The following is a 26,401-nucleotide window of genomic DNA, read 5'->3' as shown; positions in this document are numbered from 1 at the left end:
GCGCACCAGTTGCTCCTGGCCCCATTCGCGGATGTAGCCGTGGCCGCCGAACACCTGCTGGCCGAGCACGCAGCTCTCCAGGCCGGTATCGGTGAAGAAGGCCTTGGCCACCGGGGTCAACAGGGCCACCAGGGCTTCGGCCTGGCTGCGTTCTTCCTGGTCCTCGGCGTACTTGGCCAGGTCGAGCTGCTGCCCGACATAGGTGGAAAAGGCGCGGCCGCCCTCGGTCAGCGCCTTCATGGTGAGCAGCATGCGGCGCACGTCGGGGTGCACGATGATCGGGTCGGCGGCCTTGTCCCTGGCCACCGGGCCGGTCGGCGCGCGGCTTTGCAGGCGCTCGCGGGCGTAGGCGACGGCGCTCTGGTAGGACATCTCGGCGCAGCCGATGCCCTGGATGCCGATGGACAGGCGCTCGTAGTTCATCATGGTGAACATCGCCGCCAGGCCCTTGTTGACTTCGCCGACCAGCCAGCCACTGGCGCCGTCGAAGTTCATCACGCAGGTGGCCGAGGCCTTGATCCCCATCTTGTGCTCGATGGAGCCGCAGTGCACCGCGTTGCGTGCGCCGAGCGCGCCGTCGTCGCCGACCAGGAACTTCGGCACCAGGAACAGCGAGATGCCGCGCGAACCGGCCGGCGCGTCGGGCAGCTTGGCCAGCACCAGGTGGATGATGTTCTCGGTGAGGTCCTGCTCGCCGCCGGTGATGAAGATCTTCGTCCCGCTGATCCTGTATGAACCGTCGGCCTGCGGCTCGGCCTTGGTGCGGATGATGCCCAGGTCGGTGCCGGCGTGCGGTTCGGTCAGGCACATGGAGCCGGCCCAGGTGCCGGCGTACATGTTCGGCAGGTACCTGTTCTTCAGCTCCTCGCTGCCGTGTGCATCGAGGGCCAGGCAGGCGCCGGCGGAAAGGGTCGAGTAGAGGCTGAAGCTGGCGTTGGCCGCGTACATCATCTCCTCGAACTGCACTGCCAGCATCTTCGGCATGCCCATGCCGCCATGGGCCGGATTGCCGGTGAGGCCGACCCAGCCGCCCTCGGCGTAGGTCGCGTAGGCCTCGCGGAAGCCGGCCGGGGTGCGCACGGCGCCGTCCTGCCACTGCGCGCCTTCTTCGTCGCCACTGCGGTTGAGCGGCGCGAGCAGGCCGCCGGTGACCTTGGCCGCTTCCTCGAGGATGGCGTCGGCGGTGTCGGCGTCGATCCGCTCGGCCAGTCGCGGCAGGCGCTGCCACAGGGCGGGGGCGTCGAACACGTCGTTGAGCAGGAAGCGCATGTCGCGCAGCGGGGCGTTGTATTCAGGCATTGCACACCTCGTCGGTGAACGGCCGGCGGGACGGCCGCAGGTACAGGGTTGCCCGTGCGCATCCTGCCTACGGCCGCCGTGGCACGGCCGCTGCACGGGCAATTCGGCTGGCGGCGCTCAGAGGGCGGCGGCCCACTCGCGCAGCACGTATTTCTGGATCTTGCCGGTGGAGGTCTTCGGCAGTTCCGAGAACACCACGGTACGCGGAATCTTGAACGCGGCCAGGTGTTCGCGACAGAACGCGACGATCTCGCTCTCGGCGAGCCCCTGATGATCGCTCTTCAGGGTAATGAACGCACAGGGCGTTTCCCCCCACTTTTCGTCGGGCCGCGCCACCACCGCCGCCTCCAGCACCGCCGGGTGGCGGTAGAGCACGCCCTCCAGTTCGATGGTGGAGATGTTTTCGCCGCCGGAGATGATGATGTCCTTGAGCCGGTCGCGGATCTCGATGTAGCCGTCCGGATGGCAGACCGCCAGGTCGCCGGTATGGAACCAGCCGCCGGCGAAGGCTTCCTCGGTGGCGCTGGGATTCTTCAGGTAGCCCTTCATCACGGTATTGCCGCGCATGAATATCTCGCCGATGGACTGGCCGTCGCGCGGCACCGGCTCGAGGGTCTTCGGGTCGGCCACCATCACCCCTTCGAGGGTCGGGTAGCGCACGCCCTGGCGCGACTTGATCGCGGCGCGTCGCTCCAGCGGCAGGTCGTCCCACTCGCCGTGCCAGGCGCAGACCGTGACCGGGCCGTAGACCTCGGTGAGGCCGTAGACATGGGTGACGCGGATGCCCATCTCTTCCACCGCGCCGATCACCTTGGCCGGTGGCGCGGCGCCGGCGACCATGGCATGCACCGGGTGGTCGATGGCGGCCTTGGCCGAGTCGGGCATGTTGATCAGGGCGTTGAGCACGATGGGCGCGCCGCACAGGTGGCTGACCTGGTGCTCGCGGATCAGGGTGAGGACCTTTTGCGGATCGACCCGCCGCAGGCAGACGTGGACGCCGGCCAGCGCGGTCACCGTCCACGGATAGCACCAGCCGTTGCAGTGGAACATCGGCAGGGTCCAGAGGTACACCGGGTGCTGGCCCATGGACCAGGTCATCTGGTTGCCCAGCGCGTTCAGGTAGGCGCCGCGGTGATGGTAGACCACGCCCTTGGGGTTGCCGGTGGTGCCCGAGGTGTAGTTCAGCGAGATCGCCTGCCACTCGTCCCGGGGCCATTCCCAGGCGAACTGCGGGTCGCCCTCGGCGAGCAGCGCCTCGTAGTCCAGTTCGCCAACCGGGCGGCCTTCGCCATACTCGGGGTCGTTGACGTCGACCACCAGCGGCGGGTGGTCGAGCATACCGATGGCGGCATGGATCACCTCGTGGAATTCGTAGTCGGTGATCAGCACCTTGGCTTCGCCGTGTTGCAGCATGAAGGCGATGGCTTCGGCGTCGAGGCGTACGTTGAGGGTGTTCAGCACCGCGCCGATCATCGGCACGCCATAGTGCGCCTCGAGCATCTCGGGGATGTTCGGCAGCATCACCGCCACCGTGTCGCCCTGGCCGATGCCGCGCCCGGCCAGGGCCGAGGCCAGGCGTCGGCAGCGTTGGTAGGTCTGCGCCCAGTCGCGGCGGATGTTGCCGTGGATCACCGCGGGGTAGTGCGGATAGACGCTGGCGGTGCGCTCGATGAAGCTCAGCGGCGTCAGGGCGATGTGGTTGACGGCGGCGGGCGCGAGACCCTGTTCGAAGATCGACATGAAGAGTACCCCGTGGCTGATTGTTAGCTCTGTTCTGGGTAAGGGTCACGATCTGCCGCGCGCGGAGAGACTGCGTCGAAAACGGCTGGTTTCTCTGGCTCGGCAGATCGTGAACAGCTTCCAAGGACCAGGCGAAGCGCTCCTTGGGTTGGGGCGATTTATAGCAACGATGAAAAATATATGGAAGTTAAACCATAAGCTTATAGTATAAATACCATATAAATTCCCAGGACCATCTTCCGCCCATGAGTCCGCTTCCCGCTTCGCCTGCCCTCAACAGCCTCCTGCGCCTGCTGCGCGAGGGCGCGCCGCTGGTCGAGCGGGTCGGTGCGCTGCGCCGCTTGCTGCTCGAACATCCGGGCACGCGCCAGGCCTGGTACCTGGCCTGGCAGCCGCAGGCGCAGACCTATACCCCGGTGCCGCCGTCGCCGGCGCTGCCGCCGGGCGCCGGCGAGCCGAACCGGGCCAGCGACCTGGCGTTGCGCGAGCGGCTGGTGCGCGACGGCCGGCTGGCTCTGGACGAATTGCGGCGTTCCGCGTCCTGGCTCGGCGCGCGCTTGCGGCGTGCCGGCGTGGAGCATGGCATGGCCTTCGCCCTCGACCTGCAGGCCGGCGACGAAGGCCTGCTGCTGGTGGCCAGCGATACGCCGCAGAGCGCTGCGCTGGACTGGCTCGGTCTGCTCCTCGCACCGTTGCTCGCCGCCGCCCGTGGCGTCACCCGCGCTGCGCCGTTCCTCGCGGCCGACCCGCAGCCGGCGCTGCTGCTCGACGGCGAGGCGCAGGCGGTGGAATTCAACCAGGCCTTCCTTGCCTTGCTTGGCGAGCGGCCGCGCGAGGCCTGGCGCGCTTACCTCCCGGCCAACCATGGGCAACTGGTGCGCGCCAGCCTGGGGCAGGCGCGGGCCCTCGGCGAGGTGGAGGCGGAGTGCGACGGACGCATCCTGCTCTGGCAGTTCATTCCCGACAGCGCCGAGGCCCGGGTGCTGGCGCGCTGCCGCGACGCCACCGCCAGCCTGCGCGGCGAGCGCGAGGCGGCGCGGGCCAGCCGGCTGTACCGGCTGATCACCGAGAACACCACCGACCTGATTTCCCGGCATACCCTCGACGGCATTTTCCTCGACGCCTCGCCGGCTTCCTGGACCCTGCTCGGCTACTGGCCGGAGGAACTGCGCGGGCGTCCGGCGCAGGCGTTGTTCCACCCCCAGGACCGCGGCCAGGTGGCGCTGCGCGCGCGCGAAGCGCTGGAGCAGGACGGCTACCTGACCATCACCTACCGTATCCGCCACCGCGACGGCCGCTACCGCTGGTTCGAGACCGCCAGCCGGGCGATCCGCGAGACCTACACCGGGGCGGTGGTGGAGGTGGTCAGCGTGTCCCGCGATGTCACCCGGCGGGTCGAGGCGGAGGAGAACCGCCGGCGCCTGGCCGAAGTGGTCGAGGCGAACACCGACCTGGTGCTGTTCGTCGAGCATGGCGGCCGCGTCACCTACCTCAATCCTTCGGCACGTGCCGCCCTCGGCATCGCCGACGGGCAGGAGGCGCCGGCGCTGGAACGCCTGCTGGCCGGCGACACTCCGGCGCGGCTGGCCGAAGAGGGTTGGCGACAGGCGCGCGATGGCGGCGTTTGGAGCCGCGAGGGGCGCCTGCAACCGCAGGACGGGCGTCCGTCGCTGCCAGTCTCGCTGGTGTTGCTGGCCCATCGCGGCCGCGGCGAGGAGCGCTATTACTCGCTGGTGGCCCGCGACATGACCGAACGCGAACTGCGCGAGGCCCAGCAGCGCCGTCACCAGGACGAACTGGCGCACACTGCGCGGCTGGTCACTCTCGGCGAACTGGCCTCGGGCATCGCCCACGAGATCAACCAGCCGCTGGCGGCGGTGATGAACTACGCCAGCGCCAGCCAGCGTTACCTGGCCGTCCTCGGCAGCCAGCCCGAGGCCGCCGGGCGGGTGGCCGAGGGGCTGGCGCGGATCGGCGAGCACGCCGGCCACGCGGCGGAGGTGATCAAGCGCCTGCGCGCCTTCCTGCGCAAGGGCCAGCGGCGCCTGCAGGCGCTTGACCTCAACCAGGTGGCACGCGAGGCCATCGGCCTCTGCGCGTGGGAAGCCGGGCACTGGCAAGTGGCGGTGGAAGAGGCGATGACCGACAATCCGCCGCCGCTGTATGCCGACCGCGTGCTGCTCGAACAGGTGTTCCTCAATCTGCTGCGCAACGCCATCGAAGCCAACCGCGAGGCGCATCCCGGCTCGCCGTCGCGGGTCGTCATCGGTAGCCGCGTCGAGCCCGGCGGGCTGCTCTGCCTGTGGGTTCGCGACCAGGGACCGGGAGTGCCGGCGGATCAGCTGGAACACATTTTCACGCCGTTCCACACCAGCAAGCCGGAAGGGCTGGGCCTGGGCCTGTCGATGAGCCGCAGCATCGTCGAGGGCTTCGGCGGCACCCTCGAAGCCGAGCTGCCGGCGGATGGCGGGTTGCTCATGAACTGCCGGCTGCCGCTCGCCGCCGGCGCCACGGGAGGGTAACGATGGCTATGCCTGACGAAGCGCTGGTCTACGTGGTCGACGACGACCAGGGCATGCTCGAATCGACGGTCTGGCTGCTGGAATCGGTCGGCCTCAAGGCACGGCCCTTCACCCAGGGCCGGGACTTCCTCGATGCCTGCGAGGGCGGCCGCCATGCCTGCGTCCTGCTCGACGTGCGGATGCCCGGCATGGGCGGGCTGAACGTGCAGGACGAACTGCTGGCGCGCGGCATCGACCTGCCGGTGATCTTCGTCAGCGGCCATGCCGACGTGCCCATCGTGGTGCGCGCCTTCAAGGCCGGTGCGGTGGATTTCATCGAGAAACCCTACAACGAACAATTGCTGCTCGACAGCGTGCAGCAGGCCCTCGATCGCCACGCCCGTCGGCGCCGGCACCGCGATCTCGACGCCGGGTTGCGCGAACGCCTGGACAGCCTCACCCCGCGCGAGCGCGACGTGCTCTTGCCGCTGGTGCGCGGCTATACCAGCCGCGAGGTGGCCGAGCAACTGGAAGTCAGCGTGAAGACCGTCGACCTCTACCGCGCGCGGGTGATGAAGCGCATGCAGGCCCAGACCCTGCCGGAGCTGGTGGGCATGGCCATCGCCGCCGGGCTGGTGGACCCGCTGCGCTTGCGCGAGGGCACCTGAGCGCGCGCGGGCCCTGGCGCAGGGCGGGAAGTGGCATAGTTTGATATCTCATATGGTTATATGAAAACCATATTTCACCGGATGTTTGGTTATTAATAGACTGCGGCCCACCCGGCGCCCGACGTCGAACCCCATTCCTCCGCGAGATACCCATCATGAAGATTCGCCTGCTTGGCGCAGCCGTGGCGGCTGTGTTCACCCTGATCGGCAGCGCTGCCCATGCCGACGACCTGGCCGACATCCGCAAAAAGGGCGAGATCGTCATCGGCACCCTTGGCACCGACGAGCCGAACAGCTTCATCGACCCGAAGACCCGTCAGATCATCGGCTACGAGGTCGATCTTGGTACCGAGATCGCCAAGGCCATCGGGGTCAAGCCGGTGTTCAAGCAGATTTCCGTGGCGGCGCGTATCCCGGAGTTGCAGCAGGGCCACGTGGACCTGCTCGCCGCCTCGCTGACCCACAACAAGGAGCGCGAGGCGCTGGTGGATTTCTCCTATTCGATCATCGTCACCGGGCAGAAGGCCCTGGTGAAGAAGAACGCCGGCTTCGCCTCGCTGCATGACCTCGACGGCAAGAAGGTGCTGACGGTCAAGGGCGGCACCCAGGAGCCGAACATCCGCAAGGCGCTGCCCAACGCCCAGGTGGTCACCTTCGAGACCAGCCAGCAGGCGCTGCTGGCGTTGCAGCAGGGCAAGGGTCAGGCCTTCGTCGACGACGAGTCGGCACTGGTCAACGATTTCGGCAAGCTCGGCGCGGCGGCCGGCGGCTACGCCATCCTGCCGGAGAACCTGAGTACCGAGGCCCTGGCCATCGCCTTCCGCAAGGGCAATCCGCAACTCAAGCAACTGGTCGACTCGACCCTCGCCGGCCTGGAGCGCAGCGGCGCGGCGGAGCAGCTGTACCTCAAGTGGTACGGGCCGGGCACCAAGTCCAACCTCAGCGAGCGCCACTTCAAGATCGATTCCGACCGGATCCCCGAGTGAGCGCCTGACGTCTCTGCGTGACGGCGACCATGCGCGTCGCCGCCCGTCCCCTGTGAGTCCTCGCGGACAGCGTGCGCCTTTCCCATGTTCGAGTTCGATTTCTCCCTGCTGCTGCGCGGCCAGTACCATGAGATGCTGGTCGCCGGCCTGCTGCTGTCGCTGAAGCTGGCCGCCGTCACCCTGGTCTTCGCCGTGCCGCTGGCGATGCTGGTGGCGCTGCTGCGCCTGGCGCCGTTCCGCGCCCTGCAATGGCTCGGTTTCGCCTATGTCGAGAGCATCCGCAACGTACCGCTGCTGGCGCACATGCTGTTCTGGTACTTCGCCGCGCCGGAATGGCTACCCGAGGACCTCAAGGCCTGGCTCTACGCCGGCAACATCGAGGCCGCCAGCGCTATCGTCGCGCTGACCCTGTACACCGCCGCGTTCATGAGCGAGGACATGCGCAGCGGCATCCGCGCGGTGCCCACGGTGCAACTGGAGGCCGCCCGCGCGCTGGGCTTCGGCTACCTGGCGAGCATGCGCCTGGTGATCCTCCCGCAGGCCTTGCGGATCACCGTACCGCCGCTGATCTCGCAAACCCTCAACCTGTGGAAGAACACCAGCATCGCCACGGTGATCGGCGTCGCCGAGCTGATGTACCAGGCCGGCCAGGTGGAGAGTTCGACCTTCCGCAGCTTCGAGTCCTTTGCCTTCGCCACCGCGGCCTATCTCAGCGTATCGCTGCTGATCACCGGCGCCGCCGCCTGCTACCAGCAGCGCTATCCGGGAGTCGAACGGCGATGACCACCCTGGAACTGATCGATAGCTACTGGCTGTACTTCCTCGTCGGCCAGTACCCCAACGGGCCGTTGGGCGGGCTGGCCCTGACCCTGGTCCTGGCCTCGCTGGCGCTGCTGCTGGCGCTGCCACTGGGCATCCTGCTCGGCCTGGCGCGGGTCAGCCCCTGGCGCTGGCTGCGCTGGCCGATCACCGCGCTGGTCTTCGTGGTGCGCGGGGTGCCGTTGCTGATGGTGATCTTCTGGGCCTATTTCTTCCTGCCGACCCTCACCGGCCAGCGCACCGACCAGTTCACCACCATGCTGCTGGCGCTTGTGCTGTTCGACGCGGTGTACCTGGCCGAGATCGTCCGCGCCGGCATCCAGGGCCTCGACCGTGGCCAGTTCGAGGCGGCGCGTTCGCTCGGCCTGGGCTACCTGGCGAGCATGCGCCTGGTGGTCCTCCCGCAGGCGCTGCGCAACATGCTGCCGTCGTTGGTCAACCAATTCGTCTCGACGATCAAGGAGACCTCCCTGGGCTACATCATCGGCCTGGCCGAAGTCAGCTTCATCGCCTCGCAGATCAATACCCAGGTGTTCACCCTGCCGACCCAGGTCTACCTGATCCTCGGCCTCACCTATTTCATCCTGTGCTTCGGACTGTCGCGTTTCGCTTTCTGGCTCGAACGCCGCCAGGCGCAGCGTGGCAATCCCAAGGAGGCCCGATGATCCGGCTGGAAAAGGTCAACAAATGGTACGGCGCCTACCACGCCCTGGCGGATGTCGACGAACAGGTCGGCCGCGGTGAGGTGGTGGTGGTCTGCGGACCCTCGGGCTCCGGAAAATCCACCCTGATCCGTACCCTGAACCGCCTGGAACCGATCCAGGGCGGGCGCATCCTGATCGATGGCCAGGACATCCACGCTCCCGGCCTGGACCTCAATCGCTTCCGCTCGCACATCGGCTTCGTGTTCCAGCAGTTCAATCTGTTCCCGCACCTGAACGTGCTGGACAACTGCACCCTGGCGCCGCTCCGTTTGCGCGGCCTGAAACCCGCGGAGGCACGCCGCCAGGCCATGGCGCTGCTGGAGCGGGTCGGCCTGGCGGACAAAGCGGCGGCGTTCCCCGCGCGGCTTTCCGGCGGCCAGCAGCAGCGCGTGGCGATCGCCCGCGCGCTGGCGATGGAGCCGCCGCTGATGCTGTTCGACGAACCGACCAGCGCCCTCGACCCGGAGATGGTCGGCGAGGTGCTGCTGGTGATGCGCGACCTGGCCCGCGACGGCATGACCATGGTGGTGGTAACGCATGAGATGGGCTTCGCCCACGACGTCGCCGACCGCGTGCTGTTCATGGACGCCGGCCGGGTGCTGGAGCGCGCCAGCCCCGACGATTTCTTCAACCGCCCGCAGCACCCGCGTGCGCGGAAGTTCCTCGCCGACATCCGCACCCCCTTCGCCCAACCCCTGTGAGGAACGCCATGAGCACTCCGAGTCTGCCGATCATCGATATCGCCGCCCTTGCCGGCAGCGACCCGGCGGCGCGACGGTCGGTCGCCGTGCGAATCGACCGCGCCTGCCGCGAGCAGGGCTTCTTCTACGTGGTCGGGCACGGCGTCGAGGCGCAACTGGTCGAGCGCCTGGAGCGCCTGGCGCGGCAGTTCTTCGCCCTCGACGAGACGAGCAAGCTGCGCTGGCGCATGGAGCTTGGCGGGCGCGCCTGGCGCGGCTATTTCCCTCTTGGCGGCGAACTGACCTCCAACCGCCCGGACTGGAAGGAAGGCTTGTACCTGGGCAGCGAACTGGACGCTGAGCATCCCGAAGTGCGCGCCGGGACGCCGCTGCATGGCGCCAACCTGTTCCCCGAGGTGCCCGGCCTGCGCGAGACGCTGCTGGAGTACCTGGACGCAACCACCCGCGTCGGCCACCGGCTGATGGAGGGCATCGCCCTCGGTCTGGGACTGGAAGCCGACTACTTCGCCGCGCGCTATACCGGCGATCCGCTGATCCTCTTCCGCCTGTTCAATTATCCGAGCCAGCCAGTGCCGGAGGGCCTCGACGTGCAGTGGGGCGTCGGCGAACACACCGACTACGGCCTGCTCACGCTGCTCCACCAGGACGCCATCGGCGGCCTGCAGGTGCGCACCCCACAGGGTTGGCTGGAGGCTCCGCCGATACCGGGCTCGTTCGTCTGCAACCTCGGAGACATGCTCGAACGCATGACCGGCGGCCTCTACCGCAGCACGCCGCACCGGGTGGCACGCAACACTTCGGGGCGCGACCGCCTGTCGTTCCCGCTGTTCTTCGATCCGAACTTCCATGCCCGCGTGCAGCCCATCGAAGGGCTGCCCGAGGTGCCGGAACAGGATGACAGCGCCCGTCGCTGGGACCAGGCCAACGTCCACGCTTTCCACGGCGAGTACGGCGACTACCTGCTGAACAAGGTGGCCAAGGTATTCCCGCAGTTGCGCCGCGACCTGCTCTAGGCGCGCGGCCGGACGCTACGCTCCGGCCGCGCTGGCGGGTTCAGCCGAGCGGCGCCGGCGACCGCACCGGCTGGTAGGAGCGCTCGCCGCCCAGGGCTTCCGGCGTACGGCTGCTGCCCTGCAGGGCGGTGTCGAAGACCCCGGCGAAGCGCTGGCGATCCTCCAGGCTGGTGGCCAGCGCATGGCCATAGGAGACGATCGCCTGGTTCACCGGGAAGCGCTCGGCCTGGTAGCCGGCCAGGGCATCCTCCAGCGCGCAGGCGTCGCGCAAGGCCAGGTCGAGGGCGTCGGCCAGGGCGCTGGCGTCCTCGATGGCCAGGTTCATGCCTTGGCCGGTGATCGGATGCACGTTGTGGATGGCGTCGCCGAGCATCGCCACGTTGTCCGCCCAGTAGCGGTCCAGGTTCAGGTAGCCGATGGGGATGCCCTTGAAGCGCGAAGTGCCGGTGACGGCGGCGATCGCCTCGGCGCTCTCGTCGCCGACGAAGCGTTGCAAGCGTCGGCGCAGCGACTCGCCGCGGGTGTCGGCCATCAGCTCGCGCGCCTCCTCCCTGGGGAAGCTCACCACCAGTCGCGCGCGGTCGAAACCGATCGGATAGAAGTAGGCCAGCCCGCCCTGCGAGTCCACGTACAGGCGGTTGCGCTCGGCCACGCAGGGCGCCAGGGCGAAGGGGCCGACCAGCATCGGCGACGGGTAGGGGCGGCGTTCCACATCGATATCGAGCAGCCGGCGGCGCACGTAGGAGGCGATACCGTCGGCTCCCACCACCACCCGCGGACGCAGCACGCGGCCGTCGTTCAGGCGCACCTGGTCGATCGCGTGGCGCTCGTCGCGCTGCACCGCTTCGATGCGGGTCTCGAACAGCATCTCGACGGTCGCTTCGCCGTCGATCTTTTCCAGTACCAGGCGGCGCAGCGACTCGCAGGGCATGAGGATGAAATAGCCGCGCGCGTCGACGCTGGAATAGTTGAAATAGCGAAGCAGCTCGCCGTCGTGATAGACCTCCAGCTCATGGCGGACCCGCCCGCCGCGACGGGTCACCTCGGCCAACAACCCGGCCGCCTCGACCACCCGGATGCCGGCCGGCTTGAGCAGGTCGGCGCCGTTGATCGCGCGTTCGCGCCGTGCCTGCTCCACTACCACCACGCGGTGGCCCTGGCGGCCGAGCAGGTAGGCGAGCATCGCCCCGCCGATGCCGCAGCCGTTGATCAGTACATCGATATGGTTGTCCGTCATGGATGAGTCTCCGTGTCGTTCCTGGCGGAAAAGGGAAGGGTGGAGGCAGCAGCATAGCGACGGAACGTTATGCAGAATGGGTGTTGTCTGCACTTGGTCGCCTGTCCGGCCCGGTTGTCCGGTCTCGCCGCCAGGCGGGAGTGCCGGCCCTTGCGGGCCGGACAGCTTCAGGAAGCGTCGATCCAGATGGTCTTCAACTCTGTGTACTGGTCGTGTGCCCAGACCGACTTGTCGCGACCGCCGAAGCCTGACTCCTTGTAGCCGCCGAAGGGCGTCGAGGCGTCGCCCTCGCCGAAGCAGTTGACGGTGACGATCCCCGCGCGGATCTCCCGCGACAGGCGCAGTGCGTGGCGCAGGCTGCCGGTGTAGGCCGAGGCGGCGAGGCCGTAGACGGTGTCGTTGGCCAGGGCGATGGCTTCGTCGATGTCGTCGAAAGAGGTGACCGAGAGCAGCGGGCCGAAGATTTCCTCGCGGAACAGCCGGCTGTGCGGCGAGACGCCATCGACCACGGTCGGCTCGACGAAGATGCCAGCCTCGGTGGCGCCGCCGAAGCGCACCGCCAACCGCTCCGTCCTGGCCTGGTCGAGGTACGCGCGGACCTTCTCGAAGTGCGCCGGGCTGACCAGCGCGCCGAGGCGATTACGCGGATCCAGCGGGTCGCCCATGCGCCACTCGCGGAGCTGCGCGCCGATGCGTTCGAGCAGCGCCTCGCGGACCTCGGCGTGGACGATCAGCCGCGAGGACGCCGAGCAGTTCTCGCCCATGTTCCAGAACGCGCCGTTGACCACGTGTTGCGCCACCAGGTCGAGGTCCTCGACATCGTTCATCACCACCGCCGGGTTCTTGCCGCCGCACTCCAGTACCACCCGCTTGAGGTTGGACTCGGCGGCGTACTTGAGGAACAGGCGGCCGGTCGCGGTGGAGCCGGTGAAGCTGACCATCGCCACGTCCGGGTGGCGGCCCAGCGGTTCGCCGGCCTCGCGGCCGCCGCCGGGGACCACGTTGAACACCCCGGCGGGGATCCCCGCCTGGCTGGCCAGTTCGGCGACGCGCAGGGCGGTCAGGCTGGTCTCGGGGGCCGGCTTGACCACTACGGAGCAGCCTGCCGCCAGCGCCGGGCCGATCTTCCAGGCGAGCATCAGCAGCGGGAAGTTCCACGGCAGCACCAGGCCGACCACGCCGATCGGCTCGCGCACCACCATGGCCAGCGCCGCCGAACCGACCGGGGCGGTGCTGTCGTAGATCTTGTCGATCAGTTCGGCATGCCAGCGCAGGGTATTGATGGTTTCCGGCAGGTCGGTGTGCTGGCATTCGCGGATCGGCTTGCCGCTGTCGAGGCTCTCCATCACCGCCAGTTCCAGCAGGTGCTCTTCCAGCAGCTCGGCCAGGCGCAGCAGCGCCGCCTTGCGCTCGGCGGGCGTGCGCGAGCGCCAGCGGCCGTCCTCGAACGCCCGCCGCGCGCTGGCCACGGCGTGCCCGACGTCCTCCGCGTCGCAGGCGGCGACCTGCGCCAGCAGCTCGCCGGTGGCCGGGTTGGTCGAGGCGAAGGTGCGGCCGCCGCAGGCATCGCGGAACCCTCCGTCGATGAAGGCGCGCTGGGGAAGGTCCAGCGTCGCGGCGATGGCCGCGTATTCCTCCCGGCTCAGCAGCTCAGTCATGGCGGCCACCCTCGACGATCCGCGCGACCTCGCCCTTGAGCCTGGCGACGATCTCCGCCAGTGCCGCCTTGCCGGCCTCGTCCAGCGCCTTCAGCGGCGCACGTACGCCGCCGGCGCGCAGGCCGGCCAGTTCGCAGCCGTGCTTGATCGACTGGACGAAGTGACCGCTTTCGAGAAAGTCCATCAGCGGCATCATCGCCGCCATGATGCGCCGGCCCTTGGCGAAGTCGTTCTCGACCACGCAGGCCTGGTACAGGGCGAGGTGTTCGCCAGGGATGAAGTTGGAGCCGGCGCAGACCCAACTGCGCGCGCCCCAGGCGAAGAACTCCAGGGCCTGGTCGTCCCAGCCGCAGGACAAGGCGATCCGCGGGTGGCGGCAGGCCAGGCGGTGCAATTGCGCGGTGGAGCCGGAGCTTTCCTTGATCGCGACGATGTTGCGGCAGCCGGCGACGGCGGCGAAGAACGCCTCGTCCATCTCCACGCCCATCCGCGCCGGATAGTTGTAGAGCATGATCGGCAGGCCGGCGGCGCGGTCCACCGCCTGCACGTGCTCGGCGATCTCCCGCGAGGTCGGCAGCGCGTAGGGCGGCGAGCCGACCAGGATGGCGTCGGCGCCGATGGCGCGGGCGGCTTCGGCGTAGGCCAGCGAGTCCTCGGTGCGGATCGCGCCGGTTCCCACCACCAGCGGCAGGCGCCCGGCGATGACTTCGCTGGCGTGGGCGGCGAGGGCCAGGCGTTCCTCGGCGGTGTGCGCGTAGTACTCGCCGGTGGAGCCGCCGATCACGATGCCGTGCACCTTCGACTCGACGAGAAACTCCAGGACCTCGGCGAAGGCCTGGGTGTCGATGCTGCCGTCGGCGCTCAGCGGGGTGATGGCGGGGGTATAGATACCTTCGAATTTCACGGGGTTTCCTCCTGTGGGATGCTGGGCCGCGGCGCACCCGGCGGACGCTGCCGCGGCGGGTGGTTCAGGTGAGCGAAGCCGCCTGCTGCAGGTTCAGCGAACGGGTTTCCGGCGCCAGGGCCCAGGTCACGAGCAGCCCGAGCAGGGTCACCAGCGCGGCGGCGTACATGGTCTGGGCGGTACCCAGGGTTTCCAGGGAAAGCGGCACCAGGTAGGTGCCCACCGCGGCGCCCACGCGCGATAACGAGGTGCCGACGCCGACCGCGAAGGCGCGGATCTCGGTGGGGAACAGTTCGTTCGGGTAGACCAGTTGCAGCACCTGGGCGCCGCCGATGAACAGCGCGTAGGCACCGAACAGGCCGAGGATGGTCGCCTCCGAGCCGGCGTGGAAGACGCCCAGCCCGAGCAGCGCCAGGCCGGACCAGAGGAAGCTGTGCAGCAGCATGCAGCGCCGGCCGATGCGGTTGATCAGGCGGGTGGCGATGATGCAGCCGATGACGAACAGCAGGGTGATCGCCACCGAACCGTAGGAGGCCCAGTCGCCCTTCAGGTTCAGCGCCAGCAGCACCTTGGGCGCGAAGGCGTAGACGGCGAACACGGGGATCACCGAGCAGGTCCAGAACAGGGTGACGAAGAGCATGCGCTTGCCGTAGCCGGCGTAGAGCAGGTGCCAGATGGTGACCTTCCGTTCCAGCGCCTGTTCGGGCAGGTTCTCCAGCGAGAAGGCTTCGCCGTAGACCTGGCGGATGACCCGTTCTGCGTCCGCGTCGCGGCCCTTGCTCAGCAGCCAGCGCGGCGACTCGGGGGTGCCGATGCGTAGCAGGAACAGCACGGCGCCGATCGCCGCGGTGCTGGCCAGTACCAGGCGCCAGGCGTCCTCGCCGCCGCTGCGCAGGATCAGGTCGCCGACCAGGTAGGCGAAGGCGGCGCCGGCGAACCAGAGGATGGTCAGGGTGGCCAGGCGCGGTCCGCGATACTTCTTCGGCAGGAACTCCACCAGCAAGGCGGTGGCGACCGGGTACTCGATGCCCACCGCCACGCCGATCAGGAAGCGCAGGACGAACAGCGCCGCCGCCGAGTCGACCCCGTACTGCGCCAGGGAAGCGAGGACGAACAGGCTGGGGCCGACGAAGAACAGCCTGCGGCGGCCCAGGCGGTCGGTCAGCCAGCCGCCGAGGAAACCGCCGAAGAAGATGCCGACCAGCGCCGAGGCGGCGATCATGCCCTGCCAGAAACTGCTCAGTTGCAATGCCGCGGTCATCTGCAGCATCGCCACGCCGATGATGCTCAGCACGTAGCCGTCGACGAAGGAGCCGCCGCCGGAGCGCAGGGTCAACAGCCGGTGGAAGGCGTTGAGGGGTACGTCTTCGATCGAGGTCGTAGGATTTGTCATTATTGTCTCCTGGTTCTAACCGCTGCCGGTGAATTCGGGCCGAGCGAATCCGCGAGGCTGGAACGCTCTCCAGCTCCGGTCTTCAATGGCCGTCTGAATCGAAGTCGGCGCCCGTGGGCGCGTTACTAGGGATGCCTAGCTTTCTCTACCTGCTCGATACTGCCCCCACCTCAGGTTGAGGTTCACGCCAAGGGAAAGGAGTGGTTCGGGTGGATTGCCGCTGGGACCGGGCGCGCGCAGCAGGAAGTCGATCAGCTCGTTGCGTTCGCCCGCCAGCCAGTCGGCCAGCAGCTTCCCGGTGACGGTCCCGCGGGTTACCCCCAGGCCGTTGCAGCACAGGGCGCCATAGACGTTGGGCGCCAGCTCGCCGAAGTGCCCCATGTGGTTCCTCGACAGCGCCAGCGAGCCGCCCCAGGTGTAGTCGAAGCCGACTTCCGGGAGCATCGGGAAGCGCTGGCGGAACGAGGCGCGATGGCGTACGGCGAAGCGCTCAAGGTATTTCCCGGCGCTGCGTCCGTCAGGGTTGAAACTGAAGCTGTTGCGGATCAGCAGGCGGTTGTCCGGGGTACGCCTCACCGTGGTGCCGTAAGGGTCGGCCGGGATCAGGCCCCAGTAGGGGCGCCCGCCGAGGCGGGCCTGCTCCTCGGCATCGAGCGGCCGGGTCAGGCTGGCGTAGGTGAAGATCGGCAGCATCCGCCCCTGGAGGAAGCCGAAGCTCATGCCGAAGGCGTTGTTGGCGAGGACCAGGCGGTCGGCCAGGATGCTGCCGTGGGGATGGCTCAGCAGGGTCCTGTCGCCATATTCCACGGCGGTGATCGGTGTGTGTTCGTAGAGGCTGACGTTGCCCGGCAGGCTGTCGGCCAGGCCCTTGACCAGGGCCGAGGGCTGCACCAGCAGGGTACCGGGGGTGAACAGGGCCTTGCGATAGAAAGCGGTGCCGATGTGTCCCGGGAGGTCGTCCGCCTCGATCACCTCGTAGGCCTGGCCGAGCCGGTCGAGGCCGCGCCGGTAGGCGTCGAGCACAGCCACGCCGCGCGCCTCGACGGCCGCCTGGTACTTGCCGCAGGCCTTCATCTGGCAGTCGATGGCATGGCGCTGCACCTGTTCGCGGAGCAGCGACTGGCCGGCGAGATTGAGCTTCAGGCCGATCCGGGCGGTCGCTATGTCGCCGATGTAGTCGTCGGCGCCGATGTCGTGGGGCAGGTCGATGGCGAAGCCGGCGTTGCGCCCGGCGGTACCGAAGCCGACTTCCTGGGCCTCGACCAGGACGATCTCCTCGTCGGGAAAATGCAGCGCCAGCTGGCGCGCGGCGGCGAGGCCGGTGAAGCCGGCGCCGACCACCACCCAACGGGCGGCGCTCCTGCCGTAGTGGGCCGGCTTCGGCCGCCGCGGCGGGCTGAGGTGATACCAGCCGCAGGAACGGTCGTCGGCCGGAAGGTGGGTTACTTTCGTCATCGCAGGGACCTGACTCTTGTTATTGGAACCCGGTAACCATCCCCTGCGTGACCGCCTCCGCTTCTCGGGCGGGGCCGTGGCGCGGGGGCTCGCTAACCCTCGTAGACCAGCGCCACCTCCACTCCGGCCGGCGCCGCGTACTCGGCCATGCGCCGGCGCGACAGCTCGAAATGCGCACGGACGATGTCCGCCGCCGCATCCGGATCGCGCCGCTGGATGGCATCGACGATCTGGTCGTGCTGGTCGCAGGCGAGTTCCAGGTCGCGTTGCATGTCGTCGGTGGTCGGATGGCGGTAGAAGATCTTGCCCAGCCGCGCATGGTCGATCAGCAAGCGGCGCAGGCTCGGCATGAGGTAGTCGTTGTGGGCCATCCTGCCGATCTCCAGGTGGAAGGCGTCGTTGTGGATGACGCGGTTTTCCACATGCTTCTCTTCGATGGCCTTGCGGAAATCTTCCTGGATCGCCTTGAGCGTCTCGATCTCCGCTTCGCTGGCATGGGTGGCCGCCAGTTGCGTGGTGGCGATGTAGATCAGCGGCGCGGCGAGAAAGAAGGCGTGCAGCGAGTCGTGGCTCATGGCCGCGACGCGCGGCGCACGGTTGGCTTCCAGTTCGATGTAGCCCTCGGCGGCGATCTGCCGCAGCAGTTCGCGCACCGGCGGGCGCGAGAGGCCGAACTCGTCGCACAGGGCGAGTTCGTCGACGACCGCGCCGGGCGCCAGTTCCATGCTCAGGATCCGCCGGCGCAGCGCATCGCCCAGCACCGCCTTGCGGTCGAAGGGGGCATCGGCGCTGTTCGAGTCGACGTCGGGTTGGGCTTTCATGGAGGCCTTTCTACTTGTCATGGGCTTTGTCTACAGTTTGTATAATGACTATAGGGTTCTGTTAGACAATATGTCTACAGGTTTTCGGGGCGTCTCCGCACCGTTCGTCCGCGCTGTTTCCGCTGACGCCGTGGCGTGCGAAAGGGGCAGCCCCCCGAGGGCGTATTTGAGCATATTCCCCCGGCGCGCCAGGGAGGCGCCAAGTCACATGGCTTGCGCATATGATGGAGCGCCCGGGGTTTTCGCCGCGACGGCAGGCGTCGCGGCCCGCTGGCCGGGAACAAGAAGAACAAGAGGCACGAATCGATGGAAAGAAGGCGTTTCAGCGCCGCCCTGCAAGGGCAGAACCTCAGGTTCACCGGGGCCGGGGAGGGGGGGCTCGGCACGGGCGCGGGTGGGCTTCCTGCTGCTCGAACACTTTTCCCTGCCGGCCTTCACCCAGGCGCTGGACACCCTGGTGACCGCCAACCTGATCCGCAGCGAGTCCTTCGCGGTGAGCAACTTCAGCCTGAGCGGCGAGCCGGTGACCAGCGACCTCGGGTTGCTGATCTGCCCGGACCTGGCGCTCGCCTCGGCGGCGTTGCAAGGACTCGACCTGCTGGTGGTCTGCGGCGGTTTGCGCACGCCCCTGCGCTCGTCCGCCGCGCTGCGGGAAGCGTTGCAGGACGTGGCGTCGCGCGGCGTCGCCCTGGCCGGGCTGTGGAACGGTGCCTGGTTCCTCGGCGACGCCGGCCTGCTGGATGGCTACCGCTGCTGCATCCATCCCGAGCACCGCGCCGCCCTCGCCGAGATCGCCCGCAACAGCCAGGTGACCAGCGACAGCTATATGGTCGACCGCGACCGCCTGACCGCGGCCAGCCCCACCGGCGCCTTCAACCTGGCGCTGGAGTGGATCGCCCGGCGCCACGGGCGCGACCTGGTGGAGGCGGTGGTGGATATCCTCGCCTTCGAGGAGTCGCGCTACCGGCGGGTGCGCCCCGCCCTGCACGAGAAGATGAGCGAGCCGCTGCGCGAAGTGATCAACCTGATGTCGGCGAATATCGAGGAACCGCTCAGCCAGGAGCAGCTCGCCCACTACGTGGGGCGCTCGCGGCGGCAGATCGAGCGATTGTTCCAGCAGCAGCTCGGAACCACGCCGGTGCGCTACTACCTGGAGTTGCGGATCACCGAGTGCCGGCGCCTGCTGCAACATTCCGACCTGACCATGCTGGAGGTCCTGGTCGCCTGCGGCTTCGTCTCGCCCAGCCACTTCAGCAAGTGCTACACCGCCTTCTACGGCTACCCGCCGTCGAAAGAAGTGCGCTACGGCAACGTCCGCTCGACGAAATGAGGGCGTTTCGCCGGACGCGGCCGGCATGCTAGAACGGACCTTTCGCCCTGGCCTGCGGAGGTCCTGCGCCATGTCCCAGCCTTTTCTCTGGCGTCGCGTCAACGACTCGTCCGGTTTCGCCGAGCCGCGGGTGTTCATCCGTGTCTACCTGGAACCGGGCAGCATCGATGCGGCCATCGCTTTCTACGAAGACCTGCAGGGCGTCGCCCACGACATGCGCTTCGACTTTCCCGAGAAACGCCTGACACTCGCCGCGGTCGGCGCCTTCCTCCTGCTGGAGGGCAGCGACGAGGCGCTGGCGCCGTTCCGCAGCACCACTGGCACCCTGCTGGTGGACGACATCGAGCCCTATCACCGGCGGTTGCTGGCTGCCGGCGCGCAGATCATCTTCGGGCCGGCGCGCGCGCCCACCGGCGCCTGCTTCAATGCGCTGCTGCCGGACGGCACGGTGGTCGAGTTCGTCCACCACCGGCCGCAGCCGGGCGAGGCCTGAACCTCAGCCCTCGCGCCGGGCGGCGCAATCGTCCATGGCCGCGCCGATCGCCTGTTCGCCGCGCGCCAGCAGCGCTGCGCTGGCGCCGCGGATATCGCGGGCTTCCTTGTTCTGGCTGAGCTTGAACTTGCCGACCAGGCGGGTGATCTCGATTTCGATGCCGACGATCAGCCGGAGCATCTCGTCGATGTAGTCGGCGGGGCCGTCGGTCATTTTCCAGGGCGTTTCCTGGGTCGCCTCGTGGGTGCGGGTCAGGCGCGCCACCAGGCCGCGCACATAGCGTTCGTCGTCGCGGATCCGCACCCGGCCGTGGGCGTGGACCACCCGGTAGTTCCAGGTCGGCACCTGGCGGTGGTGCTCCTGCTTGCTCGGGTACCACTGCGGCGAGATGTAGGCATCGCCGGCGCGGAACACCACCAGCACCTCGTCGCCGTCGCGCAGCTCGCTCCAAACCGGGTTGTTGCGCGCGACATGGGCTTCCAGGGTGCCTTGCGCGCCCTTTTCCGGGCTCAGCTCGAACGGCAGGTGGTTGGCGTCCAGGCCCGCTTCGCCGTGGCTGACCAGCAGGCCCAGCGGATAGTCCCGGATCAGCGCGTGCAGCGCCTGCGGGTCGGACTCTTCGAAATGCGAAGGCAGGTACATGTTCTGTTCTCCTCGGGGACTCGGCCCTTATACGCTGTCGGTGGGTTCCGTCGCCACGCACAGCAGGCGCGAGTCGGCGCGCATGCCGGGCATCATCAGGCGCAATTCGTCGAGCAGCAGGCCGCCCGCTTCGTGCAGGGCCGCCAGCGGCATTTCCGGCAGGCTCTCGAGGATGAACCACATGCGCCGGGCGCTGGCATCCAGGCGGGTGCGCACGCCCTGGCGCCAGTTCCAGCGGCGGCAGGTGACGCCGAGGTCGTCGCGCCAGACCACCTCGCCGGGGTCGGGGGATTCGTCGACCGCCTCGCCGTTCTTCAGGGTGTCGAAGGTCTCGCTGCCGTCGGCGACCACCAGGCGCGGCGTGCCGGCATAGGCGGCGAGGTTCTCGCCGCCTACCGGAATGGCGAATTGCACGCTGATGGCGTTGTACAGGTCCACCACCGGGTCGATGCTCGGCAGCCCACCGTCGCGCAGCGCACGCTTGCGCAGGGCTTCGGCGGAGCAGGGGGTGCGCTGCGGCTTGGCGCCGAAGCGGCGGAACGCCTCGGCCCAGGCTGCCAGGTGCGCCTCGGCCCAGTCCGGTTCGCCACGCGCCAGCGCCTGGCAGGCGCGCTCTACGGCGTGGTCGGCGATTTCCGGACGAACGATCGGCGCCGCCTCGACGGTGAGGCTCAGGGCGCGGAAACCGGGGGCGAGGGCGGCCACCTCGGCGGCGATGACGGGGAGGATCGGGGCGTGCTCGGGCATGGTCGTCTTCAGGGTTCGGTGAGATGGAGGGGGCGGGGCATTCGGCTTGGCCGGCGCGTAAAGCGGTAGGTGGATTTTTACCATCCGGGCTCCGCCCTCACCATGAAATCAGCGAATGAATTATTAGCTGTGCTGATGATCGAGTGGTCGGGTTCAGCTGCGCTAATGGCGGGAGCGCCGTTCGCTTGCCGGCGAAGCCGGCGCCAGAGCCTTCCGCCGGCCGGGCGGGGCTGGACAGCGAGGCGCGAGGGGCGCAGTGTTCGAGCGGTCAGAACCGCCACCACCCGAGGTAGAACGCAGATGGCCAAGGCAGCCGATGTGGTTGTGCAATGCCTGGAAAACGAGGGCGTGCAGTACGTCTTCGGAATTCCCGGCGAGGAGAATCTCGACCTGCTGGAGTCCCTGCGCAAGTCGCAGATCCGGCTGGTGCTCACCCGCCACGAACAATCGGCCGGCTTCATGGCCGCCACCTACGGGCGCCTCACCGGCAAGACCGGGGTCAGCCTGTCGACCCTCGGCCCGGGCGCCACCAACCTGGTCACCGCCGGCGCCTACGCCTACCTGGGCGGCATGCCGATGCTGATGATCACCGGGCAGAAGCCGATCAAGAAGTCCAAGCAGGGCCGCTTCCAGATCCTCGACGTGGTCGGCATGATGCAGCCGCTGACCAAGTACACCCACCAACTGGCCTCCGCCGACAACATTCCCTCGCGGGTCCGCGAGGCGTTCCGCCTGGCCGAGGAAGAGAAGCCCGGCGCGGTGCACCTGGAGCTGCCGGAGGACATCGCCGCCGAGCAGACCGACAGCCTGCCCATCCCGCCGAGCCTGAGCCGCCGGCCGCTGGCGGAATACAAGGCGATCTGCGCCGCGGTGGAGAAGCTGCGCGCCGCGCGCAGCCCGATCCTGGTGATCGGCGCCGGGGCCAACCGCAAGATGACCGCCAAGGTCCTCAAGCAACTGATCGACAAGACCGGCATTCCCTTCGTCACCACCCAGATGGGCAAGGGCGTGGTCGACGAGCGTCACCCGCGCTTCCTCGGCAACGCAGCGCTATCCGCCGGCGACTTCGTGCATCGCGCGGTGGAGGCGGCCGACCTGATCGTCAACGTCGGCCACGACGTGATCGAGAAGCCGCCGTTCTTCATGGTTCGCGGCGGTACCGAGGTGATCCACGTGAACTTCCGTTCCGCCGAGGTGGACCCGGTGTATTTCCCGCAGATCGAAGTGGTGGGCGACATCGCCAACGCCATCTGGCAGATCGGCGAGGCGCTGGACGATACCGCGCACTGGGACTTCACCCGCCTGCTGGCGATCCGCGAGGCCAACGAGGCGCAGGTCGCCGAAGGCGCCGACGACCCGCGCTTCCCGCTCTATCCGCAGCGCCTGGTGGCCGACGTGCGCCGGGCGTTGCCGTCGCAGGGCATCGTCGCCCTGGACAACGGCATGTACAAGATCTGGTTCGCCCGCAACTACAAGGCACACATGCCCAACACCGTGCTGCTGGACAACGCCCTCGCCACCATGGGCGCCGGCCTGCCCTCGGCGATGGCCGCGCACCTGGTCTACCCGGACCGGCCGATCGTCGCGGTGTGCGGCGATGGCGGCTTCATGATGAACAGCCAGGAACTGGAAACCGCGGTGCGGCTGAAGATGAACCTGACGGTGATCATCCTGCGCGACAACGGCTACGGGATGATCCGCTGGAAGCAATCGAACATGGGCTTCGCCGACTTCGGGCTGGACTACGGCAACCCGGACTTCGTGCACTACGCCGAGGCCTACGGCGCCCACGGCCACCGGGTCGACAGTGCCGAGGGCTTCCTGCCGCTGCTGGAGCGCTGCCTGGGCACGCCCGGGGTGCATGTGATCGATTGCCCGGTGGATTACTCGGAGAACGACCGCATCCTCAACGTCGAGCTGCGCGAACGCGCCCTGGCGGTCTGAACCGCCGGAGCGTCGCGCCGGCGTGCGTTCCGGCGCGACGGCTCAGAACAGCGACAGGTTGTAGCTGGCGATCAGGCGCACCTCGTCTACGTCGCGCGCCGAGCGCTCGAAGTCGGTGCGGTAGGTGGCGTTGCGCAGGCGCAGGCTGAGGTCCTTGAAGCGGCCGCTCTGCACCACGTACTTCAGCTCGATGTCGCGCTCCCATTCCTTGCCCTCGTCGCCGTTGGCCAGGCGGATATGGTCGCCGTTGACGTAGCGGGTCATGAAGCTCAGGCCGGGCACGCCGACGCTGCGCAGGTCGAAGTCGTAGCGCAGTTGCCAGGAGCGTTCCTCGGGGTTGGCGAAGTCGTTCACCTGCAGGTAGTTGGCCAGGTACGGATTGCTGCCGTCGAGGTAGGGCATCGAGCTGGCGCCGTTCATCCGCTGCCAGCCGGCGCTGAGCGTGTGGCCGCCCTGGGCGTAGGCGAGCAGCAGGCTGAGGGCGCGGTTGTCGATCTTGCCGGCGCGGGCCGCGCCGGCGTCCTCGCTGTCGAACCAGCGCAGGTCGGCGCTCAGCTTGCCGGCGCCGAGCTGCCGCTTGCCCACGGCACCGAGGTAGCGCTGGCGATATACGTTGCGCAGGCCGCCCTGGGCGTATTGCAACAGCAGGCCGTCGTTGACCTGGTAGTCGAGTTGGTAGGCGTCGAAGCGGTTGCCGGTGGTGTCGCAGGCGTAGCGTTTGTTCTTGCAGTGCAGGCGGATGTCCTGGGCGTCGCTGGAGTCCCGCGCGGTGTAGCGCTCCAGGCGGGTGGCGGAGAACCTGAGCCCGGCGATCTCCTCGCTGGTCAGCTGGGCGCCGTGGAACAGGGTCGGCAGCAGGCGTCCGTCGTTGTATTTCAGCAGCGGCATGTCCGGCAGCATCGCGCCGTATCTGAACTGTGTCTGCGAGAAGCGCATCTTGCCGGCAACGCCGGCCTTGGCGTACTGGTCGACCGAGCGACGCGGATCGTGGCCGCTGGAAGGCAGCAGGCCGCTGTTGCTGTCCGCGGGGCTGGAGTCGAGCTTGATCCCGAGCATCGCCAGGGTATCCACGCCGAAGCCCAGCGCGCCCTCGGTATAGCCCGAGCGCAGGTCGAGGATGAAGCCCTGCGCGGCTTCCTCGCGCTTGGAGGCGCCCTGCGGGTTGGCCGAGCTGCCGTCGCGGAAGTCGCGGTTGAAGTAGACGGTGCGCGCTTCCAGGCGCGCGCTGCCGTCCTCGAGGAAGGCGGCAGGGGCCGGGGCGACGAATCCGCCGCACAGGGCGAGGGCGCCCAGGCCGCGAAGGGTGCGGGGCGAACGGGGGGAAAACGGGGCGGACATGCGGTGACTCTCGACAGCGGGGGGTAAAAAAGCGCGCGAAGGTGTCACAGATGGTCGGCGGGGTCTTTGCGACCTTGGTCTAGCCGAGAAGGCGCGCACGGATCGTCGGCCAGGCAGGCCTCTAGCGGGTCGGACGCAGCGTGCCGAAAGCGACGAAGAATCCTCCGCAGCCCCCTGTGAAACGCTGCCCCGCCCGTGCCAGCCTGATCGTCACGTTTGCGCCAGGATATCCGGAGGCTAGCGCTTCACGCAGACGAACAGGGCATTCCCGGAGCTGCCGGCCCAGGGCGTGATCCGTTCGTAGTCGTGTTCGAAGACCTGCACCTCGAAATGCGTCTGCAACAGGTGCTGCAGCTCGGCGAAGCCGAGGGCGACCATGGGGTGTTCGTCCTCCCAGGTCTGGGTCGTTCCGTCCGTGGTTTTCTCGATACCGAGGCGCAGCGCCTGGCGCTCGCCCTCGCCGCTGTAGTACCAGCCGGAACCGAAGGTGAAGCGGCTGCCTCGATGCTCCACGGAATGGCGGACGAACGCGCGATTGTCGATCTGCCCCTTGTCCACCGTGTTGAAACAGAACACGCCGCCATCCGCCAGTGCGCCATGCACGCTGGCCAGGCATGCGCGCAAGCGCTCCAGCCCTGCGTTGTAGTGGATCGAATAGAGGAAACAGGTGATCAGGTCCAGCGGCTCGTCCACCTGGAAGCCGGCCATGTCCTGCCGGCTGAAGTGCGCTTCGGGGCAGCGCTGTCGGGCGAGGTCGAGCATCGGCTGGTTGATGTCCAGGCCGGCGCTGCGATAGCCGAAATCGAGGAAGTGCCGCACGTGAGGGCCGGTACCGCAGGCCAGGTCCAGGTGCCGCCGGCCCTGGTTGCCGAACAACTGGTGCAGGCGACGCACGCAGTGGCTCTGCGCCTGGTAGTCGATGTCGGCGCACATCAGGTCGTAATAGTGGGACAGGTCGGTGTACAGCGCGGTGGCGGACATGGGCGGCAAGGACCGGCGGCGAAGGGCGCGGCATGGTACCCCAGGCCCGGGCCTTGCCGGCGAAAAAACAGGCACCGGCCGGCGGATCGCGGGCGGACTTCAGTCGAAACGCGGCCAGTCGTCGGCGATCCTGCACCAGCAGGCCATCGATGCGACCTGGACATGCTTCTGTTTCGCCGCCGGGAAGGGCGTGTCCAGGCTGCCGAGGGCGACCGATACCCAGTCGGCGAACTCGCCTTCGCTCCTCGACCAGAACAGCGGCGAGCCGCAGCGCGAGCAGAAGCGCCGGAGCACGGCGGGTGAGGAGCGGAACGCGGCGAGCAGGTCGGCGCCGCGGTCGATGTGCAGGTCCGCGACGGGGACGCTGCCATAGCTGGCGAATGCCGCGCCATGGGCCTTGCGACACTGGCCGCAGTGGCAGTGAGAGAGTGCGCGCGGGGGCGAGGACAGTCGGTAGTGCAGCGCGCCGCACAGGCAACTGCCGTGGAAGGTCTGGCTCATCGGAGGGCGTTCCCGGATTCGCAAAGGCGGCGAGTCAAGCAACCCTCGCCACGCTTGTCGAGCGCCTCCTCCGGTCGCGGGCTGTCGGTGCGGGCGTCGATGTCTGCTAGGCTCTGCCGTTTCACCCTAGGAGTATTTCCCCATGGCCCGAGCCACTGCCCGCCACATCCTGGTTTCCAGCGAAGCCAAGTGCAACGAACTGAAGACCGCCATCGAAGGCGGTGCCGACTTCGCCGAAGTCGCCCGCGAGCATTCCTCCTGCCCCTCCGGCCGCGACGGCGGCAACCTGGGCTCGTTCGGCCCCGGCCAGATGGTCCGCGAGTTCGACCAGGTGGTCTTCAGCGCGCCGCTGAACGTGGTCCAGGGGCCGGTGAAGACCCAGTTCGGCTACCACCTGCTGGAAGTCACCAGCCGCCAGGACTGAACGTACGGCGGCGCATAACGCCCCTCTTCCACGCGCCGATCCAGGCGTGGGGCGAATAACCGCTGCGCGGGATAGACGGCGGATAACGCCGTTGGCGTTATG

General features: G+C 68.3%; 23 protein-coding genes and 1 pseudogene. 11 read left to right on the top strand and 13 right to left on the bottom strand.

Annotation, left to right across the window (positions count from 1 at the left end; translation table 11 throughout):
• Together HMPREF2716_RS02835 and HMPREF2716_RS02830 are read right to left on the bottom strand one after the other, a co-directional pair.
• On the bottom strand, positions 1–1,299 hold a 1,299-nt coding region (locus HMPREF2716_RS02835), incomplete at its 3' end, for an acyl-CoA dehydrogenase family protein (protein ID WP_070621795.1).
• 117 nt (positions 1,300–1,416) lie between these two features.
• Positions 1,417–3,039: an acyl-CoA synthetase gene (locus HMPREF2716_RS02830; protein WP_003093598.1), complete on the bottom strand. Its 1,623-nt coding sequence runs from the start codon at positions 3,037–3,039 to the stop codon at positions 1,417–1,419.
• 245 nt (positions 3,040–3,284) lie between these two features.
• Between HMPREF2716_RS02830 and bfiS the strand changes: the two genes are divergently transcribed.
• The 7 genes from bfiS to HMPREF2716_RS02795 all read left to right on the top strand — a co-directional run bounded on the left by bfiS (position 3,285) and on the right by HMPREF2716_RS02795 (position 10,431).
• Positions 3,285–5,561, top strand: coding sequence for a two-component system sensor histidine kinase BfiS (bfiS, locus tag HMPREF2716_RS02825; RefSeq protein ID WP_003123960.1), 2,277 nt, complete (start codon positions 3,285–3,287; stop codon positions 5,559–5,561).
• 2 nt (positions 5,562–5,563) lie between these two features.
• Complete coding sequence (gene bfiR, locus HMPREF2716_RS02820; RefSeq protein WP_003101391.1) at positions 5,564–6,208, top strand: two-component system response regulator BfiR; 645 nt, start codon at positions 5,564–5,566, stop codon at positions 6,206–6,208.
• A gap of 155 nt (positions 6,209–6,363) precedes the next feature.
• Positions 6,364–7,194 carry an ABC transporter substrate-binding protein gene (locus HMPREF2716_RS02815; protein WP_003118170.1) on the top strand — a complete coding sequence of 277 codons (831 nt, stop codon included), beginning with the start codon at positions 6,364–6,366 and terminating at the stop codon, positions 7,192–7,194.
• A gap of 84 nt (positions 7,195–7,278) precedes the next feature.
• Positions 7,279–7,977 carry an amino acid ABC transporter permease gene (locus HMPREF2716_RS02810; RefSeq protein WP_003121884.1) on the top strand — a complete coding sequence of 233 codons (699 nt, stop codon included), beginning with the start codon at positions 7,279–7,281 and terminating at the stop codon, positions 7,975–7,977.
• Complete coding sequence (locus HMPREF2716_RS02805; RefSeq protein WP_003121885.1) at positions 7,974–8,678, top strand: amino acid ABC transporter permease; 705 nt, start codon at positions 7,974–7,976, stop codon at positions 8,676–8,678. The genes HMPREF2716_RS02810 and HMPREF2716_RS02805 overlap by 4 nt, the downstream gene beginning before the upstream one ends.
• The gene (locus tag HMPREF2716_RS02800) at positions 8,675–9,418 is read left to right on the top strand and encodes an amino acid ABC transporter ATP-binding protein (RefSeq protein WP_003144541.1); all 744 of its coding nucleotides are present in this window, start codon (positions 8,675–8,677) and stop codon (positions 9,416–9,418) included. Before HMPREF2716_RS02805 ends, HMPREF2716_RS02800 begins: the two co-directional genes overlap by 4 nt.
• Before the next feature lie 8 nt (positions 9,419–9,426).
• Complete coding sequence (locus HMPREF2716_RS02795; RefSeq protein ID WP_003101381.1) at positions 9,427–10,431, top strand: isopenicillin N synthase family dioxygenase; 1,005 nt, start codon at positions 9,427–9,429, stop codon at positions 10,429–10,431.
• A gap of 40 nt (positions 10,432–10,471) precedes the next feature.
• On the opposite strand, the gene pqsL is transcribed toward HMPREF2716_RS02795, so the two are convergent.
• The 6 genes from pqsL to HMPREF2716_RS02765 all read right to left on the bottom strand — a co-directional run bounded on the left by pqsL (position 10,472) and on the right by HMPREF2716_RS02765 (position 17,899).
• Positions 10,472–11,668 carry an FAD-dependent monooxygenase PqsL gene (gene pqsL, locus HMPREF2716_RS02790; RefSeq protein WP_070621794.1) on the bottom strand — a complete coding sequence of 399 codons (1,197 nt, stop codon included), beginning with the start codon at positions 11,666–11,668 and terminating at the stop codon, positions 10,472–10,474.
• A gap of 167 nt (positions 11,669–11,835) precedes the next feature.
• Complete coding sequence (locus HMPREF2716_RS02785; protein ID WP_003101377.1) at positions 11,836–13,326, bottom strand: aldehyde dehydrogenase; 1,491 nt, start codon at positions 13,324–13,326, stop codon at positions 11,836–11,838.
• Positions 13,319–14,230, bottom strand: coding sequence for a dihydrodipicolinate synthase family protein (locus HMPREF2716_RS02780; RefSeq protein WP_003121888.1), 912 nt, complete (start codon positions 14,228–14,230; stop codon positions 13,319–13,321). Before HMPREF2716_RS02780 ends, HMPREF2716_RS02785 begins: the two co-directional genes overlap by 8 nt.
• Positions 14,231–14,294: 64 nt before the next feature.
• Positions 14,295–15,623 carry an MFS transporter gene (locus HMPREF2716_RS02775; protein ID WP_003101374.1) on the bottom strand — a complete coding sequence of 443 codons (1,329 nt, stop codon included), beginning with the start codon at positions 15,621–15,623 and terminating at the stop codon, positions 14,295–14,297.
• Positions 15,624–15,758: 135 nt separating this feature from the next.
• The gene (locus HMPREF2716_RS02770; RefSeq protein WP_003101373.1) at positions 15,759–17,078 is read right to left on the bottom strand and encodes an NAD(P)/FAD-dependent oxidoreductase; all 1,320 of its coding nucleotides are present in this window, start codon (positions 17,076–17,078) and stop codon (positions 15,759–15,761) included.
• A gap of 92 nt (positions 17,079–17,170) precedes the next feature.
• Positions 17,171–17,899, bottom strand: coding sequence for a GntR family transcriptional regulator (locus HMPREF2716_RS02765; protein WP_003101372.1), 729 nt, complete (start codon positions 17,897–17,899; stop codon positions 17,171–17,173).
• Between the two features lie 306 nt (positions 17,900–18,205).
• Between HMPREF2716_RS02765 and HMPREF2716_RS02760 the strand changes: the two are divergent.
• Positions 18,206–19,229 (top strand): annotated as a pseudogene (locus tag HMPREF2716_RS02760) (GlxA family transcriptional regulator).
• A 25-nt stretch (positions 19,230–19,254) separates the two neighbouring features.
• Positions 19,255–19,722: a VOC family protein gene (locus HMPREF2716_RS02755; RefSeq protein WP_003118992.1), complete on the top strand. Its 468-nt coding sequence runs from the start codon at positions 19,255–19,257 to the stop codon at positions 19,720–19,722.
• Between the two features lie 3 nt (positions 19,723–19,725).
• On the opposite strand, the gene HMPREF2716_RS02750 is transcribed toward HMPREF2716_RS02755, so the two are convergent.
• Positions 19,726–20,364: an FMN-binding negative transcriptional regulator gene (locus HMPREF2716_RS02750; protein WP_003118993.1), complete on the bottom strand. Its 639-nt coding sequence runs from the start codon at positions 20,362–20,364 to the stop codon at positions 19,726–19,728.
• Between the two features lie 27 nt (positions 20,365–20,391).
• On the bottom strand, positions 20,392–21,111 hold the full coding sequence (locus HMPREF2716_RS02745) for a B3/B4 domain-containing protein (protein ID WP_003121891.1): 720 nt from the start codon (positions 21,109–21,111) through the stop codon (positions 20,392–20,394).
• Between the two features lie 300 nt (positions 21,112–21,411).
• Here HMPREF2716_RS02745 and HMPREF2716_RS02740 point away from each other — a divergent pair, with 300 nt between their 5' ends.
• Positions 21,412–23,055 carry an acetolactate synthase large subunit gene (locus HMPREF2716_RS02740; protein WP_003101357.1) on the top strand — a complete coding sequence of 548 codons (1,644 nt, stop codon included), beginning with the start codon at positions 21,412–21,414 and terminating at the stop codon, positions 23,053–23,055.
• Between the two features lie 42 nt (positions 23,056–23,097).
• On the opposite strand, the gene HMPREF2716_RS02735 is transcribed toward HMPREF2716_RS02740, so the two are convergent.
• The 3 genes from HMPREF2716_RS02735 to HMPREF2716_RS02725 all read right to left on the bottom strand — a co-directional run bounded on the left by HMPREF2716_RS02735 (position 23,098) and on the right by HMPREF2716_RS02725 (position 25,875).
• Positions 23,098–24,393 carry an OprD family porin gene (locus HMPREF2716_RS02735; protein ID WP_003163326.1) on the bottom strand — a complete coding sequence of 432 codons (1,296 nt, stop codon included), beginning with the start codon at positions 24,391–24,393 and terminating at the stop codon, positions 23,098–23,100.
• A gap of 237 nt (positions 24,394–24,630) precedes the next feature.
• Positions 24,631–25,374 (bottom strand): class I SAM-dependent methyltransferase EftM, encoded by a 744-nt coding sequence (gene eftM / locus HMPREF2716_RS02730; RefSeq protein WP_003101353.1) that lies wholly within the window; start codon positions 25,372–25,374, stop codon positions 24,631–24,633.
• 99 nt (positions 25,375–25,473) lie between these two features.
• Positions 25,474–25,875, bottom strand: a complete 402-nt coding sequence (locus tag HMPREF2716_RS02725; RefSeq protein ID WP_003101352.1) for a GFA family protein — start codon at positions 25,873–25,875, stop codon at positions 25,474–25,476.
• 142 nt (positions 25,876–26,017) lie between these two features.
• Here HMPREF2716_RS02725 and HMPREF2716_RS02720 point away from each other — a divergent pair, with 142 nt between their 5' ends.
• Entirely contained in the window at positions 26,018–26,299 is a 282-nt protein-coding gene (locus HMPREF2716_RS02720) for a peptidylprolyl isomerase (protein WP_003101349.1), read from the top strand.
• The last annotated feature ends 102 nt before the right edge of the window (positions 26,300–26,401 follow it).

Origin of the sequence: Pseudomonas sp. HMSC076A11 (assembly GCF_001810205.1) — a bacterium.
Classification (GTDB): Bacteria; Pseudomonadota; Gammaproteobacteria; order Pseudomonadales; family Pseudomonadaceae; genus Pseudomonas; species Pseudomonas aeruginosa.
Note: the sequence above shows the minus strand (reverse complement) of the source record. Positions and strands in the feature narration are given on the sequence as shown.

What these genes read in the sequence shown, in the direction of transcription:
- HMPREF2716_RS02725 (WP_003101352.1), bottom strand. Translation starts at nt 25,875, where the DNA reads ATGAGCCAGACCTTCCACGGCAGTTGCCTGTGCGGCGCGCTGCACTAC.
- HMPREF2716_RS02750 (WP_003118993.1), bottom strand. Translation starts at nt 20,364, where the DNA reads ATGTACCTGCCTTCGCATTTCGAAGAGTCCGACCCGCAGGCGCTGCAC.
- HMPREF2716_RS02800 (WP_003144541.1), top strand. Translation starts at nt 8,675, where the DNA reads ATGATCCGGCTGGAAAAGGTCAACAAATGGTACGGCGCCTACCACGCC.
- bfiR (WP_003101391.1), top strand. Translation starts at nt 5,564, where the DNA reads ATGGCTATGCCTGACGAAGCGCTGGTCTACGTGGTCGACGACGACCAG.
- HMPREF2716_RS02745 (WP_003121891.1), bottom strand. Translation starts at nt 21,111, where the DNA reads ATGCCCGAGCACGCCCCGATCCTCCCCGTCATCGCCGCCGAGGTGGCC.
- HMPREF2716_RS02815 (WP_003118170.1), top strand. Translation starts at nt 6,364, where the DNA reads ATGAAGATTCGCCTGCTTGGCGCAGCCGTGGCGGCTGTGTTCACCCTG.
- HMPREF2716_RS02765 (WP_003101372.1), bottom strand. Translation starts at nt 17,899, where the DNA reads ATGAAAGCCCAACCCGACGTCGACTCGAACAGCGCCGATGCCCCCTTC.
- HMPREF2716_RS02735 (WP_003163326.1), bottom strand. Translation starts at nt 24,393, where the DNA reads ATGTCCGCCCCGTTTTCCCCCCGTTCGCCCCGCACCCTTCGCGGCCTG.
- HMPREF2716_RS02795 (WP_003101381.1), top strand. Translation starts at nt 9,427, where the DNA reads ATGAGCACTCCGAGTCTGCCGATCATCGATATCGCCGCCCTTGCCGGC.
- HMPREF2716_RS02755 (WP_003118992.1), top strand. Translation starts at nt 19,255, where the DNA reads ATGCTAGAACGGACCTTTCGCCCTGGCCTGCGGAGGTCCTGCGCCATG.
- HMPREF2716_RS02830 (WP_003093598.1), bottom strand. Translation starts at nt 3,039, where the DNA reads ATGTCGATCTTCGAACAGGGTCTCGCGCCCGCCGCCGTCAACCACATC.
- HMPREF2716_RS02720 (WP_003101349.1), top strand. Translation starts at nt 26,018, where the DNA reads ATGGCCCGAGCCACTGCCCGCCACATCCTGGTTTCCAGCGAAGCCAAG.
- HMPREF2716_RS02785 (WP_003101377.1), bottom strand. Translation starts at nt 13,326, where the DNA reads ATGACTGAGCTGCTGAGCCGGGAGGAATACGCGGCCATCGCCGCGACG.
- bfiS (WP_003123960.1), top strand. Translation starts at nt 3,285, where the DNA reads ATGAGTCCGCTTCCCGCTTCGCCTGCCCTCAACAGCCTCCTGCGCCTG.
- HMPREF2716_RS02805 (WP_003121885.1), top strand. Translation starts at nt 7,974, where the DNA reads ATGACCACCCTGGAACTGATCGATAGCTACTGGCTGTACTTCCTCGTC.
- eftM (WP_003101353.1), bottom strand. Translation starts at nt 25,374, where the DNA reads ATGTCCGCCACCGCGCTGTACACCGACCTGTCCCACTATTACGACCTG.
- HMPREF2716_RS02775 (WP_003101374.1), bottom strand. Translation starts at nt 15,623, where the DNA reads ATGACAAATCCTACGACCTCGATCGAAGACGTACCCCTCAACGCCTTC.
- HMPREF2716_RS02810 (WP_003121884.1), top strand. Translation starts at nt 7,279, where the DNA reads ATGTTCGAGTTCGATTTCTCCCTGCTGCTGCGCGGCCAGTACCATGAG.
- HMPREF2716_RS02740 (WP_003101357.1), top strand. Translation starts at nt 21,412, where the DNA reads ATGGCCAAGGCAGCCGATGTGGTTGTGCAATGCCTGGAAAACGAGGGC.
- pqsL (WP_070621794.1), bottom strand. Translation starts at nt 11,668, where the DNA reads ATGACGGACAACCATATCGATGTACTGATCAACGGCTGCGGCATCGGC.
- HMPREF2716_RS02770 (WP_003101373.1), bottom strand. Translation starts at nt 17,078, where the DNA reads ATGACGAAAGTAACCCACCTTCCGGCCGACGACCGTTCCTGCGGCTGG.